This is a genomic window from Streptomyces sp. NPDC006372 (genome assembly GCF_040612515.1).
In the GTDB taxonomy this organism is placed as follows: Bacteria; Actinomycetota; Actinomycetes; order Streptomycetales; family Streptomycetaceae; genus Streptomyces.
Genome location: NZ_JBEXQJ010000002.1, coordinates 440344 through 456286, shown reverse-complemented (window position 1 = coordinate 456286; position 15943 = coordinate 440344). Strand labels below are relative to the sequence as shown.

Annotated in this window: 15 protein-coding genes; 2 read left to right on the top strand and 13 right to left on the bottom strand. The window is 65.0% G+C overall.

The window, feature by feature from the left end; translation table 11 throughout:
* Nucleotides 1-274 precede the first annotated feature (274 nt).
* From ABZ016_RS06550 to ABZ016_RS06495, 12 genes are all read right to left on the bottom strand, one after another.
* Nucleotides 275-1588, bottom strand: a complete 1314-nt coding sequence (locus ABZ016_RS06550; protein WP_356915396.1) for a hypothetical protein — start codon at nt 1586-1588, stop codon at nt 275-277.
* Between the two features lie 21 nt (nt 1589-1609).
* Nucleotides 1610-2263, bottom strand: coding sequence for a hypothetical protein (locus ABZ016_RS06545; protein ID WP_356915395.1), 654 nt, complete (start codon nt 2261-2263; stop codon nt 1610-1612).
* Complete coding sequence (locus tag ABZ016_RS06540) at nt 2260-3426, bottom strand: putative T7SS-secreted protein (protein ID WP_356915394.1); 1167 nt, start codon at nt 3424-3426, stop codon at nt 2260-2262. Before ABZ016_RS06540 ends, ABZ016_RS06545 begins: the two co-directional genes overlap by 4 nt.
* Nucleotides 3423-3722: a hypothetical protein gene (locus ABZ016_RS06535; protein ID WP_356915393.1), complete on the bottom strand. Its 300-nt coding sequence runs from the start codon at nt 3720-3722 to the stop codon at nt 3423-3425. Before ABZ016_RS06535 ends, ABZ016_RS06540 begins: the two co-directional genes overlap by 4 nt.
* A gap of 740 nt (nt 3723-4462) precedes the next feature.
* Nucleotides 4463-5104, bottom strand: coding sequence for a hypothetical protein (locus tag ABZ016_RS06530; RefSeq protein WP_356915392.1), 642 nt, complete (start codon nt 5102-5104; stop codon nt 4463-4465).
* A 45-nt stretch (nt 5105-5149) separates the two neighbouring features.
* Nucleotides 5150-5551 carry a hypothetical protein gene (locus ABZ016_RS06525; RefSeq protein WP_356915391.1) on the bottom strand — a complete coding sequence of 134 codons (402 nt, stop codon included), beginning with the start codon at nt 5549-5551 and terminating at the stop codon, nt 5150-5152.
* 340 nt (nt 5552-5891) lie between these two features.
* Nucleotides 5892-6485 carry a hypothetical protein gene (locus ABZ016_RS06520; protein WP_356915390.1) on the bottom strand — a complete coding sequence of 198 codons (594 nt, stop codon included), beginning with the start codon at nt 6483-6485 and terminating at the stop codon, nt 5892-5894.
* Complete coding sequence (locus ABZ016_RS06515; RefSeq protein ID WP_356915389.1) at nt 6482-7114, bottom strand: hypothetical protein; 633 nt, start codon at nt 7112-7114, stop codon at nt 6482-6484. Before ABZ016_RS06515 ends, ABZ016_RS06520 begins: the two co-directional genes overlap by 4 nt.
* Before the next feature lie 396 nt (nt 7115-7510).
* Entirely contained in the window at nt 7511-8836 is a 1326-nt protein-coding gene (locus tag ABZ016_RS06510; RefSeq protein ID WP_356915388.1) for a putative T7SS-secreted protein, read from the bottom strand.
* The gene (locus ABZ016_RS06505) at nt 8833-9138 is read right to left on the bottom strand and encodes a hypothetical protein (protein WP_356915387.1); all 306 of its coding nucleotides are present in this window, start codon (nt 9136-9138) and stop codon (nt 8833-8835) included. Before ABZ016_RS06505 ends, ABZ016_RS06510 begins: the two co-directional genes overlap by 4 nt.
* A 45-nt stretch (nt 9139-9183) precedes the next feature.
* A complete protein-coding gene (locus ABZ016_RS06500; protein WP_356915386.1) occupies nt 9184-10269 on the bottom strand; it encodes a hypothetical protein in 1086 nt (361 codons plus the stop codon).
* Nucleotides 10266-10937 (bottom strand): hypothetical protein, encoded by a 672-nt coding sequence (locus ABZ016_RS06495; protein ID WP_356915385.1) that lies wholly within the window; start codon nt 10935-10937, stop codon nt 10266-10268. Before ABZ016_RS06495 ends, ABZ016_RS06500 begins: the two co-directional genes overlap by 4 nt.
* Nucleotides 10938-11558: 621 nt before the next feature.
* Here ABZ016_RS06495 and ABZ016_RS06490 point away from each other — a divergent pair.
* Nucleotides 11559-13484 carry a glycosyltransferase gene (locus ABZ016_RS06490; protein ID WP_356915511.1) on the top strand — a complete coding sequence of 642 codons (1926 nt, stop codon included), beginning with the start codon at nt 11559-11561 and terminating at the stop codon, nt 13482-13484.
* Between the two features lie 52 nt (nt 13485-13536).
* Nucleotides 13537-14727, top strand: a complete 1191-nt coding sequence (locus tag ABZ016_RS06485; protein ID WP_356915384.1) for an LCP family protein — start codon at nt 13537-13539, stop codon at nt 14725-14727.
* On the opposite strand, the gene ABZ016_RS06480 is transcribed toward ABZ016_RS06485, so the two are convergent.
* A complete protein-coding gene (locus ABZ016_RS06480) occupies nt 14724-15914 on the bottom strand; it encodes an acyl-CoA dehydrogenase family protein (RefSeq protein ID WP_356915383.1) in 1191 nt (396 codons plus the stop codon). The genes ABZ016_RS06485 and ABZ016_RS06480 overlap by 4 nt on opposite strands.
* Nucleotides 15915-15943: the final 29 nt, after the last annotated feature.

The window sequence follows — 15943 nt, the reverse complement described above, 5'->3', positions numbered from 1 at the left end:
AAGAACTGCCGTTCATCCAGTTGTGCCTATGTTCCCGGCACCGGTGGCGCGTTGCTGGCGTACGTCGCTGCCGTCGGTGTGGCTGGCTGGCTCCTCCGGCGCTGGATCAACGCGCGGACGGAAGAGCGGGCGGCGCGCGAGCGGGAGAGATTGCGGAGGTTGCGCAAAAAGGGGAAGAGCCGAGCGGCCAGGCGGCGCTAGGTCGGGCCGACAGGTGGGTGAGCGGTGGCGCGGGCCTTGGCCGGCACCACCGCCTCGCAGGCGAGAGTGACTGCTAGGCAGTCGTCACGGCCACGCCCGCCCCTGCCAAAGCGTCCGTGATGCTCTTGGCGTCCGGGGATCGGAACTCGATCGCCTCTCCCGAGCGAAGCAGCACGTCGACCGAGGCGGGGAGCCACGCCACGCCACTGGCGCCGAGGACCGCGCCCTGCACTTCGGTGAGCGGCAGGTCGAGCGTGGCTCCGTCTGTCCCACGAACCTGCAGGGCACTTGCGCCAACTGCGAGGGCTCCCGTGCGCGAAGGGCCGAGATCCCAGGCTGAGAAGGCTGACACAGTGGACTGGCTGTCCGGTTCGCCGAGTCCGTAACGCACAGGGTGCACGGCGGCTCCGCCCGGAAAAGCAGAGGCGAGAGAATCAGCCGCGGCATTGAGCTCGGCATGCTCGCGGCGGCGCATGCGTAGGACCTTGGGGAGTCCCAATACGAGGACCAGCAACGCCAGAAGGCCTGCTACCGCCATGCCGGAGGCATCGTGCGGGCGTGCGACGACGAAGACCAGGGTGACGACGACAGCCGGGCTGAAGAGGGCCGCGTAGAGCAGAGCCGGGTGAATGCGAACGCCGGACAGAGAGACCATCGGAGAATCGGCGCGGGGTGATGCCGCCTGTGCCAGCTGTGCGCGGTACAGCTCTCGCCTGCGCGCACGTGTACGGATCACCTGCTCACGTTCGGACCAGCCGTACCGAGCCGCGTACTTTCTGATCGTGCTCCAAGCGAAGAGTCCCGCGACGATCAGGCAGGGCAGCAGGCCGAGGACGGTGGGGTCGGACAAGCCGGCGAGGACGGCCACCACCGACAAGAGGACCAGGACAAGCACCAGCGCGGCGTAGAAGAAACGGCCGTGTGGGTAACCTTCCGCACCGTAGCGACGGGGGAAGTCCGCGTCGTGTCCACGGTCTACTGCCGCCCACTGGCGTAGCAGTTCGAAGCGTCGAGCCGACCGCTTGCCCAGTGCGCGGAGGATGAACAGCGCGGGCACAGCGACGATGGCGAGCAGCACAATGCCCAGCACGACCGCTACCGCGACATCGGTGGTGTCACTCGTCTCTGAGCCGGAGGCATCGATCACCATGGGTGGGACCAGGCCGGCGACAAGTGTCACGACCCCTGCACAGAGGAGAAACGCAAGGGCACGACCGCGTGCGAGATCCTCGCGGATCAGTACATCGAGTGCCTCTGCCTGATCCTGCAACCGGGCGGCACGATCCGGCCAGCTGCCCGGTGTACCGGGCGGCTCCGGGAGAGGCGCCGCGCGGAAGAACGAGGTGCGGGCGGGGACTGTTTGACCATTGCGGGCGTTCGTCGTCATGTCCGTTCCTGTGTCGTCCGCTCATTCACTCGATGCTTGGGAGACGAAGACCGAGTGGCTTGCGATGACCGCGACCAGGCCGGCCAGTTCTCGCACCTGGTCGGGGTCCAGGCTCGTTCCGATGACCAGGAGACCCTTGCCACCGTCATGGGGGCAGGAAAGCACTCCAGCGAGACCTGTTCGCGTTTCTGTGCCAGCATCGCCTTCCCAGTCGTGGGGGACCAGCACTGCGGGCTGTGAGATGAATCCGAAACCCAGCCCCGCGTCAGTGGGGAACGTTTCGACGTAAGCCATCTCCTCGGAGAACTGCTGGTCGAACACCTGCGCCAGCAGTTCTCCGAGGTCCATTTCTTCGGGACGTTCGGGTACGGCGACAACACCGCCGTAGACCTGCCAGACGGCTTGTGCTCCCGTACTGGGCAGGGGAGCTGTGATGACTCCGTACATCAGCACGCCGTCGACGAGGTACCGGTCGTAGCAGTAGAGGAGGCCGTTGGTGAACTCCTCCCTGCGCTCTGCAGGGGTGTTCGGATACGTGGCCCGGACGAGTTCGGCGCACCGCGCCCGCGTTGCCTCCCTGTCCGTGCCGTCGGCCATGAGATCGAACCAGTCGGGCGGAACGAACAGGTTGATTTCCCCGGGCTTGATACCTGTGGTTCGGATGGTGGTGCTCAATTGGTGACCTTTGGCTTGTCCGTCAGAGGACCGAAGTCCCAGGAAAAGATCTTGCCCAGCGTCTCGATGCTGTCACCGCTGCCTTCGGCCGTCATGACGTTGCCGGTCCACGTGGAGAAGTACTGACCAGTCCGCCACATGAATTCGCTCTGGCCCATTGCATAGCTACTCGACGCCAACTGGAAGTAGCCCATGGGCAGTTCCTGCGCGGGACCGATGAGCTGAGGCACCATGCGCGTGGGGGCGCCAGACGCCTTGGCCGCTGCGAGAATGCCTTCGCCGAGCTTCGCGCCGACCTTGCCCAGACCGAAGCCAACGGCATCCATGATGACGTCCTTGGTCAGCAACGCCTTGCCGAAACTTCCGGTCGTGCCCACTGCGGACAGGTAGTGAGCGCCCAGAGCGACGCCGGCGAGGATCAGCGAAGCGGCTCCGAGGAATTGCAGCCCCGGGACGAGTGCGAGGAGTCCGGTGACCGCACTGAGGAGTCCGGCGACGTCACCGATCAAGTCCAGCAGAGGAGCGAGCTTCCCCAGGAGTTCGATCGCCTGGTCGTGTAGCCAGGCAGCCGCATCAGCGACAGCGTCAAGCGCGTTGCTGATACTTTCCCCGAGCTTCTCCCAGAAACCCGGCTCATCGGGTGCGATGTCAATGGCCTTCTGGAGCTGCTTGGCAGCGTTGCGGCCTTCTTCCTCGTACTCTGAGTGAAGTGTGCGGGCACGTTTACGGACATCTTCGACGGGGTCGGTCTCGTCGCCACTCCCGCTCGAGGTCTTCTTCTTGTCGGACCCGGAACCGTTTTTGTCCTTGCTCTTGTCAGCCTCTCCCTTGGCCTCGGCGGCTTCTCGCTCAAGGCTGCGAGCCTTCTTCTGCTTGTCCTCCATATAGTCGGACCAGCCCTGAATTACCCGTTTCGCCTTGTCGAAGGAGTCGTAGGCGTCCTCGACCTTCGGGCGGAAGTCTTCATCGAGGAGCTCTCGAAAAGCGATGGCGGCTTTGCCTCGCCAGTCGCCGTCCGCCGCACCCTTGAGAACCCGCTTGATCTCACCGAGGGCATCCGCGGTGTGACGGATCGAATCGGAAACCTTGTCAACGGCTGCGTGGTCTCCAGGGCACGGGACGAAGCCAAGCGCCGGAAAGTCGTCGGCAGTTGGTGCAGTCACTTTTTCTTGGCCGCCTTCGAAAGCTCGTTCGCGAGGTCCAGATCAAGCTGACTGAAGGTCTTCTCGATCGTGTCGAGAGTCTTCGCGGCGCCCTTGGAAAACTTGCGCAGTTGCTTTATCCCGTATGCCCACTCGTCGCCGAAATCTTCCATGCGGCGCTCGAGGTCGGATGCACCCATGGCTTTGGCGTCGATGTTCTTCATTGCACTGATGGGCTTGGCGAAGAGATCGTCGATGTCTCTGAGGTTGTGGCGCACCCGGTTCAGCATTTCGCCATCGATGTACAAGTCGCTCATGAGGTCCCCGTTGGAATGAAATCTGTTCTCTTTGTGGCTGCGGACATGAACCTCATGGGGCACCAAGTCTGATCAGCGGGCCAAGGGTGGCGCACTCAAGTCAGCCCCCGTGAGGCCAAGCGTCAGGCGAGGACACAGACGGTATCGGTGACGTTCATGGTTTCGCCAGAGCGAACTTCCCTGCAAACATGGGCAAATGAGGAGATGCCTGGCAGATTTGATCCGTGTCGTGTCTGTATCGTTCCCAAGTTTGATCGGACAGCGCGGAACGTTGCCTTCGCTACTGGTCGTTTGGGAGTGACTTTGCTATCGCGGCGCAGGGCGGAGACCGGCAACCGGTCGGGGCCGGGGATGAAGAGGAAGGGTCACCTCGCAGTGCTGGCGGGGCGCCCGACCGACCGGACCCCTTCTTGATGCCTGGGTGTCATCCAGCATCAGCGGGGCCTGCGCATGCCCGAGATGGCCGGCGAAGTAACCGTGCTCGCGACCCGGCCCGGCAGCAGGCTGCCGAACCGGTCAGCGAACACCTCGAACACAGACCCCAACCCTCAGGTGAGTCGGGCCGGTTCCTCTGCCCCACCCCTCCACCTGCTCCGGCGCCACATCAACCAGCATGACCAGACGAAGACATCACCGATGAGCAGTCACAAGGCCTGAGGCTGTACTAGCTGGCGCCTCGACGGGCATGCGGAATGCCGCTCATCAATGCTCGCCGCTTGACCCTCCCCAGGCGGCGCCGGTCAGTGGGCCGTTTCGGGAAGTCGGAGCGTCCGCGCGAAGTCGTCCAGTGGCTCCATTGCCGCGGCGATCACTTCCGGATCGTCGTGGTGCCCGCGGAGGCACACGTCGGGGATGCCGGGCGGGGTGTGCCAGTGATAGGTCACCGAGGTCATCATGATGGTGCTGTCCGCCGGGTAGGAGCGGGTGACCCGGACACCGTCCTCGCCCAGATGGGGGGAGGCGAAAGCAATGCTGCCGGTCCGTTGCTGCCACTCGGGGATGTCCGGGTGCGGCACGGTCGGCGCGCTGAACCCCTCACAGGAGGCCGCGTCAGGGGCTTCGCAGTGGATGCGGGTGGCGTGCATTACCAAGGGCATGTAGGTGAGCGGAACAGGGTGGTAGATGAACGCCTCGTCGGCCTGGAGTTTGTCCCGCAGGATGACAAGCGTCTGCTCGTAGAAGTTCTTGTGGAAGCGGCGGAGCTTACGGGTGAGTTCGATGTTGTGGATGGCGGCCAAGCCGGTCAGGTGCTGGTCCAGCCATTCCTTGAAGGTCCGTTTGTCGATCTGGAGATGGAGATAGCCCCATAGGTATGGGTCGGCATCCGTATCGATGTGGAGCGGGGCGCCGAGGTCAGCGCTCCAGAGGGTGCCGTCTGACATGAGCGGTCTCTTTCGTCGGGGCGTGGGCAGTGGAGGGGGAGATCCTCAGGAGTAGCTCCAGCGGAAGGTGCTCATGACGGCGTCGAACAGCTCCACGAGGGTGTCGTAGAAGGCGGGATCCGAGCCGGGCGCGATCAGCGCGCTGAAGGAGAAGGTGAGGTACCGATCAGGCGTGCTGTCCGGGATCGGTACGAGGTACTCGACCCTGCGGTGAGCGACGTCGACGCCCTGGGCCGGGTCGGCGGGTACATCTCGCTCCGAGCGCAGAGCCGCGGTGTCGTCCAGTTCCCGCACCTCGGCTCCAGGGGTCTCTGAAGCCAGCGCGGCCAGGACCGCTTCCGGGCCGCTGTTGGGGCTGACCCGCGGAATCTCGATCGGCTCGGAGGCCACGATCGAGACGGGCAGCGCGATGCCATGGAGGCGTTCGGTGGGGAGGTAGAGGGTCATCCCCTGTTCGTGCCGGCTGTCGGGCTTGGCGAAGGTCAGGTCGCCGCCGTGTCGACGCGGCAGTCCGCCCTTCGGCCCGGAGCGGGCAGGGTCGGGGCCACGGAGCTATGACGCAGTCCAAGCGCAGACGTCCGACCAGGACGGCGGACAGGTCTGCCAGGGCGTGGGAGAGGTAAGCGACGTTGTAGCCGGAGTCCATGACGATATCCAGACGCTCACTACGATGCCAGGGCAAACGCCCGGATTAGGTGGGAGCCTGTACACCACTTCTCAGGACGCAACCACGGCTTCCGGAGATCGGAGCATGCCCGACGCGGCCCATTTGAGCCGTTGAAGCAGTTCACTCTGGGTTTGCGTTGAGCCAGATACTCCTGGCGAATTCGTCGAAAATGTCGATGTTGGTTGCCAGCCATCCGATTTCCGCCGTCACTGTGCGCAGCGAAACGTACACTTGGTGCTCCTCAGACCACCAACCATAGTTGAGGGATACGCCCAGCTCCCCTTCGTCGCCGAAATAGCGAAGGCAGCGTAGCCCTGGTCCCACGCGGTCGGAGTTGAAAGGCTCGATGTCGGGTGGACGGACGGTGTTCTTGTCTGTTGCCTGGACGACGGTACGCAGGTCTGCATCCCGATCCTCCCCTTCTGGCTGCACCACGAGAGCGTAGAACGGCTGCGGAAGCCTGCGCGGATCGGCGCCGTAGAGAAAGGCCTGATGTGCTGGAACGTCCGGGATCGGGTGGGCCTCGATCAGACGCCGGAAACGATTAGCCAATGCGTCCCGGTTCGGACTCCGCCACCACTTTTTGTGACGCCGGTACATGATCTCCGCACAGGTGGCGGACCAATCCGCAATTTCGTGCTCGTTTTCGGACGTCCAATGCAGTGGCATGAGAAACCACTCGGTTGGATCAGCCTCGGTCTCGAAGAAGATCACGCGTAGCTCCAGCGGAAAGTCGTCATTACAGCATCAAAAAGGTCGACGAGGGCAGAAGTAAATTCGCTGTCAGGGTCTCCGTCTCCCACGGTGCTGAAGGTCACTGTCAGCCAGCGTGGAAGTGAACTGGCGGGAAGGGGAAGTACATATTCGATTCGCCGCGAAGAAAAGCTACCTTCTGAGTCGTCGGAGGGTGGAACGACTCGCTCAATGCGAGTCCCTTGTGAGCCGTCAACATCAACAGGTTCACTACTCCCGCGGCCTGCTGCCAGTGCTCCAAGTACGTCGTTTGGCTGGATTCCCACACCTGCACCGGATACCTGGGAAACGACAAAGGACGCTGGTGCCAGAGTGCTTCTTACGCGCTGCACGGGCAGGTAGAGCAGCAGACCATTCGCTTTTGCTGCTTTTCTGACAGCCTTCTTGAGCCGCTTAAAGAGCTCCATCCGTAGCTTACTGACATCGTCTTTGGGGAGATCGCCAGGAAGCTGGTTGATGGAATTGTCAACGATTCTCAGAATTGAATCATTCATTGAGTCGTCGCGGAGGTCGATTCTATCCCACCCGGGTGGGGCAATGAGATTGAATCCGACAGGAACGATGGGATCCATCGGGCTGTGCTCAGCCACGTCGCAGCCTCTCCACGCACCATGAACCAACAACAAGAAGCGGAAGTAGAGGCGCTACGAAGACACCGGGCCATATACCTGTGACCCAAGCAGCGAGAAAGAGCCCGGCAGAAGCGATCAATACGCCTGTGAGGCCTTCGGGACGTTGCGAGGGGAGCGGATACTTGAAGAAGATGGCCAGAAGTATGACGATGGCTACACTTACGATCGCGCGCTGAACCCAATAAATGACGTCCTTGGCAGGGTCGGGCGCTGCAGACCCCAGGGCTGCAATGAAAATCGAGCACATTCCCACGATGAGACACAGTTTGGCTAGGCCGGTCGGCCCTGCACCCAAACTTCCGAAAGTATGATTTTGTCGATTTGATTGCATGGCTTTCTCCCCTGACCGAGACTCTACCAGTGTGTATCTTCCGGCACTTTGATAAAGTCTCCCTTGAAGTCGTCGTAAGCCTCGCTGTATGGCTTATCCGAAAAGACATCGCTGTTGCCGAACACCTTGTCAACGGCGTCTGCCGTCGCGCCTGTGGCTGCGGCTGCGACTGCGCCCTTGTAGTAGTTCTCTGACTTGCCGACAGCGGACGCAGCGTCAGGAAACAAGTCGCTATTCCGGCGAATATTTTCGATGGCGGAGCGAGCTCCGTCGTCTCCGAAGCCCAAACGCTCCAAGCGAGTTGGTGTGACGGATGCTTCGTCAGTTACGCGTCCGGCATTCTGTGACATCTCTTTTCTCATGCGGTTGAGGCTCTGACGCGCAAAGTTCTTGAGGCCGTCGTCTGTTGTCGTGGCGATGACACGGGTGAGCTCGTCTCGGGCGGCTCTGTTGACTCGCAACGCTACCTTGAGCCGCGCGGTGCGCTGCACCTGTGAAGCAGCCTTGACGGCCTTATCGGCCAGCTTGAGCTTGGTCAACATCTTGGCACCCACGCCGAACGCCACCAAGCCGACGGCGTCCATGGCCACATCGGCGAGGCTTGCCTCTCCTGCGGTGAACAGGACCATTCTCGTTAGCAAGACGGCCACGGATAGCGCGATGGCTATCTGGCCAATAATGGGAATGAAGGCGACGAAGGGTGCCAGAAGCGCCAAAGCTGTGGCGGCCCAACCAGCAAAATCAAGCACCCACTTGATGCTGTCGATGTTTTCATGAATCCAACCCTTGATGTCGTCCCAAAAGCTGTCTTCGATGATATCTTCGATCTCGTTGCGAATCTTTTTTGCGTAGTATCCGGCTCGATCGTCTCGGTCGCCCACGATGCCATCGAGCTTATTCCGATACTCCCGCAAGGGATCCCCTTCGGTGCCACTCTCCGAGGGGTTTGGGGTCTTTCCGTCTCCTGCGTTCTTTTTGGCCTTGTCCGCGTCGAGTTGCTCTTGCTCTTTCTTCGCGTTCGCCAGGACCTTGTCGGCTTCACCCTGATAGTGCTCAAGATCGTTGGCCCAGTTCGACAGGTGAACGTGAACTCGTTCGTAGCGACTGGCGACCTCTCGTAGATGCTTTTCCAGTACCTCAGAATCGTCGCGCAGCTTGCCTGCGTACTTGCCTTTGAGTTCGTCGTCGTCCTTGATTTTGCGAAGTCGTTCGGATTGTTCCCGGAGAGAGGAAGCAACGGCCTTCATGTGCTTTACTTCATCGCGGATCTCTTCCGCATCTCCGGGAACGGGATCGGAATCGGCAAGCGGGTGCCAGTCTCGTGGGCGGGGCTTGGATGACGCGCTCACTTGCCCTTCCTCGCCTTCTTGAGCTCTTTCGCCAGTGCGGCATCTGCTCCGGTGAATCCGTTGATCGTGTTCGTTACGAGTTTGCCAACACCTTCGAGACTCTCAAGCATTTTGGCGCGATAGTCGTCCCAATTGTCGACAAAATCGCCCATCACGTCACTGATTTCCCCGCTCCCCCAGTAGGGGCGCATATCATCTTTTCTGTTGCCGATATCCTTGAGTTCTTTTTGAATCTTTCCCAAATTAGACTCTGACTCAACAAGGAGATCGATATTCACGATGAGATCTGCGTCGCCTGCCATGGCTGCTGCTTGAGCTCCTGTGGGAAGTATTTCTGGTTTGAAAATTTACCTGTTGACGGACTGGATTTCCTGGACGGTAATGTCCTGCTCGTTGCCGAACGTGCCGTTCGGGAGGTCCCCGCCCGCGCCGCCCGTACCGGTCCAGGCGATGTCCCAGGTGATGGTGGCCCGGAGCTTGTACGTGCCGTCGCCGGAGGAGCGGAGGTACTTGAGCCCGCACGGCGGTGTCTCGTCAGCCTTGCCCCTGGCGTAGGGCTCGCCGATGGAGTCGTCTCCGTTGATGGCGCACTCGCCTGAGGCCGGGTAGGTCTCGGCGTCCTTGGTGCCCGGGTCCAGCTTGAGGGACACCGGCTTGGCGGTGGTGGTGGCCTGGATGTTGAAGCCGGGGACGTTGATGGCCGCCGTGGCCTGGACCTCGTCGAACACGGCCTTGTCGAGCCAAGCCCAGGTCGGCAGGTTCACTTTCGTGTCGGCCTCGGGGGCGAGGGTGACCTTGGTGTCGGGAAGCTCCATGTGCTGGTAGGCGAGGGCGGCGAGGATCTTCGGGGTGATGGCTTCCTCGTACTGGGGCGGCGGGGCGTCGCCGTTCTCGACCCAGAAGGGGAGGTCCGTGCAGGAGGAACGCTTGAGGTAGTCCGGCTCGTTGGGGTTCTCGACGCCGGCCCAGAACATTCCCTTGCCGTCGTTCTTGACGTTGTAGTCCTTGTAGCCCGGTGTTCCGGGCCAGCTGTATCCGTCCTCGTAGTGGCGCTTCGTCTCACCGATCGCCGCACCCGCGGTCCCGCCCATACCGGGTGTGTTCAGCTGGCTCTCGATGTGCTTGGACATCTCCTTCTTGAAGTCCTTGGCGCCGAGGTAGGGGGCGTACCAGCAAGGAGGTGGCGTCCAGTTGACGTCGGAGGACGTGACGTTTCCGGTGCCGCCGTTCTTGGCTACGGATCCGGAGTATTGGATGCGGGCGGCGGCGTAGATGCCGTTGCCGTCGTCGCCGCCCGACTGTTCTGTGTTGGCACCCTGGGTGTTGGCCGGCTCTTCTCCGGCGTAGGCCGGTTCCGTGAGGGCGAGGACGGCCAAGGCCAGCGCCAGGGCAGCCACGCCGGTGCTGCGGGATGTGTGGCGTGCTCTGGTCACTGGCACTTCGCCGCCTTCGCTTCCACGTACACCTTGGACGCCTGCCACGGACCATCTCCGGTGGGGAGCTTGACCATGACGATCTTGAAGTAGTCGAAGTCCGTGATGTTGGGGGCGCCCTTCAGGACCTTCCCGGTCTTGACCTCTCGGGAGTAGAACTTGGTTGAATCCACGCAGAACGCAACCTCCACCGAGTTGCCGTTCGGTGCGGACCGGGTGGTGGCCTGGTAGTGGCGCCGCGTGCCGGTTGCCGTCCAGCCACCCTTCAGCCTGGCGTCGATCTGCGTCTTGGCGTACCTCATCCCATCGCCTGTCGAGTATGCGACCATGGCGGCGTCCTTGGTCGTGCGCTTGTCGACGCCTCGGTAGATGGCTCGGACGAAGTTCGCGGCATCATCCATCGCAGCCGCCTCGTTCTTGTCCTTCGGCCTGTCCCAGTCGAAGACCAGATCCATGTCCTCGGGCAGGGATACATCCACGCCGTCCGGCTTGTCCCCTGCCGGTGCTCCCGAGGGCGATGCCGACCCCTTCGGTGACTCCGCTGCCTGGTCCGCGCCGGCGATCTTGTCGTTGTCGCTGGACTTGTCGTCCCCGTTACCGCAGGCCGTCAACAACAGTGCTGCCGTCGCCGTCAGTGCGACAGCAACGGGCAATGGGCGGCGCTTCACAGTGACTCCCCGTGAGACAGAACTTCAGTCGGAGTGCTGACGCTACCGGTGAGGTTTCCGGTTTCACCAGAGCGAACTTGCGCGATTTCAGGGGCAATCCAGGATGTAAGGGGCCCTCGAGGGGCTGGTTGTGTCCTGATCGTGCCCAAACGGGTGACCGTGCTTGGTGCTGCCGTATACGGCGTCGGACGCCGCGCCTGCCGGGGATCCCGATTCGCTACTGCGCTGCCTTGCACGCACAGGCAGATCTCCCTGTGAAGCTCACAGTTCCACCCCTACGACCACACCTCCGAAACTACACTCGCGCCCCATGCACACCCCCACCCCCACCCCCACCAAGCACCGCAACCCAAGAAGAGGCACCGCCTCCCGAGGAGGCCGTGAAGAAGTGGCCGGGGGCGGTGACGCCCCCTGACCTCCGCCGAATCCCCCCGCGCCCCGCACACCCCCGCAACCCCCACCCGCCGCACCAAAGCCCGTCACAAACAGTCCCGTGACCCCCGTGCCCACTGGCTGCTCCTGGCCCTCACCCTCCCCCTCGTCTTCGCCCTGCTGATCTTCGAGGGCTGGACCCAGCACGAGGTGGACGCCGCGAAGGCGCGGTCGCCCTGTGTCTCGCCCGTGCCGGATGCCGTGGCGAAGGGCGGGCCCGTGATCGGGATCAACCGGGACGGGATCCGGACCGGGGAGATGCCCGCCCGGACCGTCGCGCTCACCTTCGACGGCGGGCCCGACCCCGTCTGGACGCCGCGGTTGCTGGATCTGCTCCGCAGGAACAACGCGCGGGCCACCTTCTTCGTGCACGGCGCCCAGGCCGCCCGCCACCCGGAGCTGATGCGGCGGATTCGTGCCGAGGGGCACGAGATCGGGTCCAACACGTACACCGGGGCCGTGCTGGGGGAGTCGTCCGCGCCCCGCTTCCAGGCCGAGCTCGAGTTGACCCAGAGCGTTCTCGCCGGAACCACCGGGCAGCGGACGAACCTGCTGCGGATGCCGCGCACCACCAGCCCGGACACGCTCTGCGGGCGCGAGTGGCAGGCGGCGCGCAAGGCCACCGGGTACGGGTACGTGCTGGTCGCCGCCGACAAGGGAGCGCGGAAGCCGGCGCAGGGGATCGTCCGGCAGCTCAGTCAGACGGAGAGCGCGTATCAGGAGGCGCGCAGGCTTCTGAACGACCGGAGCGTGGAGCGGTTCACCACCGTGTCCGACGGGCTCGAGCTCGTCCCGTACACCTCGCCCTCCCTCACCGAGCGCTGGCTGGGGCAGGGGCTGATCTGGGTGACGAGCCTCGGGCAGGTCTTCTCCACCGCCATGATCTGGATCCTGGGCGTCGCCGGTGGGCTGGGCGTGCTGCGGCTGCTGCTGCTCGCGCTGTTCGCCCGGGCCCATGTGCGCCGGCTGGAGCGGTTCTCGACCGGGGCGCCCTGGATGCGGGAGGCGTCCGGGCCGGTGACCGTGCTCGTCCCGGCGTACAACGAGGAGGCCGGGATCGGGTCGACCCTGCGGTCGCTGCTCGACTCCAGCCATCGGGAGTTGCAGGTCATCGTGATCGATGACGGGTCGACCGACCGGACCGCCGACATCGCCGAGAACATGGGGGATGCGAGAGTGGAGGTGGTGCGGCAGGTCAATTCCGGGAAGGCCGCCGCTCTCAACACCGGGCTGGCCCACGCCCGTTACGACATCGTCGTGATGGTCGACGCCGACACCGTCTTCGAACCCGACGCCATCGAGCGGATCGTGCAGCCGCTCGCGCACCCGGCCGTCGGGGCCGTCAGCGGCAACACCAAGGTTGGCAACCGGCGCAGCCTGCTGGCCCGTTGGCAGCACCTTGAGTACGTCTTCGGCTTCAACCTCGACCGGCGCATGTTCGAGGTGCTGGAGTGCATGCCGACCGTGCCGGGCGCCATCGGGGCGTTCCGCCGGGGTGCGGTGATCGGCGTCGGCGGGGTCAGCGAGGACACCCTCGCCGAGGACACCGATCTGACGATGGCGCTGTGGCGGGCCGGCTGGCGGGTGCTGTACGAGGAGTCCGCCGTCGCCTGGACCGAAGTGCCCACCAGCATCCGGCAGTTGTGGCGGCAGCGGTACCGGTGGTGCTACGGCACGCTGCAGGCGATGTGGAAGCACCGCGGGGCCGTGTTCGGCATCGGGCCCGCCGGGCGGTTCGGGCGGCGCGGGCTGACGTACCTCGCGCTCTTCCAGGTCGCCCTGCCGCTGCTGGCGCCCGTCATCGACGTCTACGCCCTGTACGGGGTGCTGTTCCGGGACCCGTGGGAGTCGGCGGCGGTGTGGTTCGCGTTCCTCGGGGTGCAGATCGTCTGCTCCGGCTACGCGCTGAGACTCGACGGCGAGCCGGTCCGGGCCCTGTGGTCGATGCCGTTCCAGATCGTCGTCTACCGGCAGTTGATGTATCTCGTCGTCATTCAGTCGCTCGTCGCGCTGCTGCTCGGCAGCCGGTTGCGGTGGCAGCGGATGCAGCGGTCCGGGACTGCCGCTGAACAGATCGGTGGGCCCGTTCCGTATAGGGGTGTGCCTATGCGTTGACCACACGACACCCCCCACAGCATCTGCCGAGGTGAAGCAGCGGGATGGGCCGATGAGCGACTGGACCGACCCTGCGGGAGGCGCCCGCGCGGGGCAGGACCCCGGGAGGGTCCCGCCCCCGGTCTTCCGGGCACCCCCGCCCTCGACCCGCACCGCCCCCCTGCCCGGGATGCCCTCGCCCGCCGCGCCCGGCCGCTACGACGGCAGCGGCCCAGGGCACGGCGGACGCGGTGGCAGCAGGAACCGGCGGCGTCCCACGCGGCGCCGCCGGTTCCTGCGTACCGCGGCCGTCCTGACGTCCGTGCTGCTGATCGGCGGCGTCGGTACCTACGTCTGGGCCGACACCCGGCTCAACCAGCAGGTCGACCTCGGCGCGCTCGACGGCCGGGTGACGAGCGGCGAGGGCACCAACTACCTGGTCGTGGGCTCCGACAGCCGCGAGGGACTGTCCCAGCAGGACCGGAAGCAGCTGAACACCGGGTCGGCCGAGGGCCGCCGCACCGACTCGGTGATCCTGCTGCACACCGGGGCGAACGGCACCACCATGCTCAGCCTGCCCCGCGACTCCTGGGTGACCCTGCCGCCCTACGTCGACCCCGACACCGGCCGGAGCTACCGCGCCGCGCCGAACAAACTCAACGCGGCGTTCTCGCTGGGCGGTCCCGACCTGCTCGTGCGGACCGTGGAACGCAACACCGGTGTGCGCATCGACCACTACACGGAGATCGGCTTCGCCGGATTCGTGGGGGTGGTGGACGCCGTCGGCGGTGTGGACCTGTGCCTGGAGAAGGCCGTACGGGACAAGGACTCCGGCGCGAACCTGCCCGCCGGCTGCCAGACCCTCGACGGCGCCGAGGCCCTCGCCTTCGTACGGCAGCGCAAGCAGGAGGCCAAGGGGGACCTGGGCCGTACCCGGAACCAGCAGAGATTCCTCGCCGCCCTCGCCCGCAAGGCCGTCACCCCGAGGACCCTCGCCGACCCGTCCAAGTCCTTCCCGACCCTGCGCGCCGGCCTCGACACGCTCATCGTCGACGACGGCACGGAGCTGCCCGACCTCATGTCGCTCTTCGAGGCTCTGCGCAAGGCCGCCTCGGGCGGTGGCCGGCAGCTCAACGTGCCCGTGGCCGATCCCAACCTGCGCACCTCCAAGGGCAGCGCGGTGAAGTGGGACGACCGGCGGGCCCGCGCCCTGTTCACCGCGCTGCGCGAGGACCGGACACCGCCGAGCACTGGGGGCGGCTAGAGGAACGGCGTCCCCGGGTCCAGCCCCGCCAGCACCCTGCCGTACAGCTCCAGATTGGTCGCCGGGTGGACGAACGCGTGCAGGTTCAGCGCCCGCAGGTCGCGCACGGTCCGCTGGATCGGCACCTCCTCGTGCAGGGAGGACGCTCCCGAGGCGGAGCCGATCAGCTCGGCGGCCTCCAGGCACAGCCGCGCCACATAGCCGCTCCGCGCCCGGACCCCGGCCCGTTCCTCGGCCGTGTACGGCTCCCCGCTCGCCGCCCGTGACTGAAGCAGCGCGATGATCTCGTCGGTCAGATGCTCGGCGCAGGAGATCTTCAACGCCGCCTCCGCCGCCTGGAGATGTGTGACGGGCGCCTCGCTCTGCCGCTCGTAGAAGGTGTACGTGATGCCCCGCCGGTGGATCCGCTCCCGGAACTCCGCCAGCGCCGAACGGGCCAGTCCGAGGGCGTTGGGGGTCGCCCAGGCGCAGAACATCAGCAGGACCGGCACCCGGTAGAACGGGTCGTCGGCGTTGTCCTTCGACGCGAACGAGCCGCCGAGCAGCGGCCCGACCGGCAGCACGCGGTGGGGCGGTACGACGACGTCGTGCGCCACGACGGTGTTGCTGCCGCTGCCCGCGAGACCCGTCACCCGCCAGTCGTCGAGGATCTCCAGCTCGGTCACGGGCACCGCGGTCCACACCGCGTCCGGCCGGCCCTCTACCCGGGCCGTCAGCAGGTGCCAGTCGGCGTCGCGGCAGCCGGTGGCGAAGGGGGAGGTCCCGTTCACCACGTAGCCGCCGTCACCGGTCGGGACCGCCGTCGCGCCCGGGATCAGGGTGCCGCCGACCCGGACGTCGGGGCTGGTGAAGATCTCGTCCTGCGCCTCGTCGGGGAAGAGTGCGGCGACGAACGAGCAGCCCGCCTGGATCAGCGTCATGAAGCCGGCCGAACCGCACGCGGCGGAGACCTCGGCCAGCGCGTCGACCTGGGTGCGCAGGGAGCTCTGGTAACCGCCGTACCGGCGAGGCACGTTCATCCGCTGGAGTCCGGTGGCCGTCAGCGCGTCCACGACCTCCCGTGTCACCCGCCGTTCCCGCTCGGCGCGCAGGGCGTGCTCGCGGACGAGGGGCCCGAGCGCGCGCACGCGTTCGACCAGGTCCGTGTCGGTTCGAGAAGTGGTGGCAGGTGCGGTGCCCGAAGTCATGGCTGCACCGTGAACCCCCGCACGTCCGG

What these genes read in the sequence shown, in the direction of transcription:
- ABZ016_RS06550 (WP_356915396.1), bottom strand. Translation starts at nt 1,588, where the DNA reads ATGACGACGAACGCCCGCAATGGTCAAACAGTCCCCGCCCGCACCTCG.
- ABZ016_RS06535 (WP_356915393.1), bottom strand. Translation starts at nt 3,722, where the DNA reads ATGAGCGACTTGTACATCGATGGCGAAATGCTGAACCGGGTGCGCCAC.
- ABZ016_RS06530 (WP_356915392.1), bottom strand. Translation starts at nt 5,104, where the DNA reads ATGTCAGACGGCACCCTCTGGAGCGCTGACCTCGGCGCCCCGCTCCAC.
- ABZ016_RS06525 (WP_356915391.1), bottom strand. Translation starts at nt 5,551, where the DNA reads ATGACCCTCTACCTCCCCACCGAACGCCTCCATGGCATCGCGCTGCCC.
- ABZ016_RS06505 (WP_356915387.1), bottom strand. Translation starts at nt 9,138, where the DNA reads ATGGCAGGCGACGCAGATCTCATCGTGAATATCGATCTCCTTGTTGAG.
- ABZ016_RS06485 (WP_356915384.1), top strand. Translation starts at nt 13,537, where the DNA reads ATGAGCGACTGGACCGACCCTGCGGGAGGCGCCCGCGCGGGGCAGGAC.
- ABZ016_RS06480 (WP_356915383.1), bottom strand. Translation starts at nt 15,914, where the DNA reads ATGACTTCGGGCACCGCACCTGCCACCACTTCTCGAACCGACACGGAC.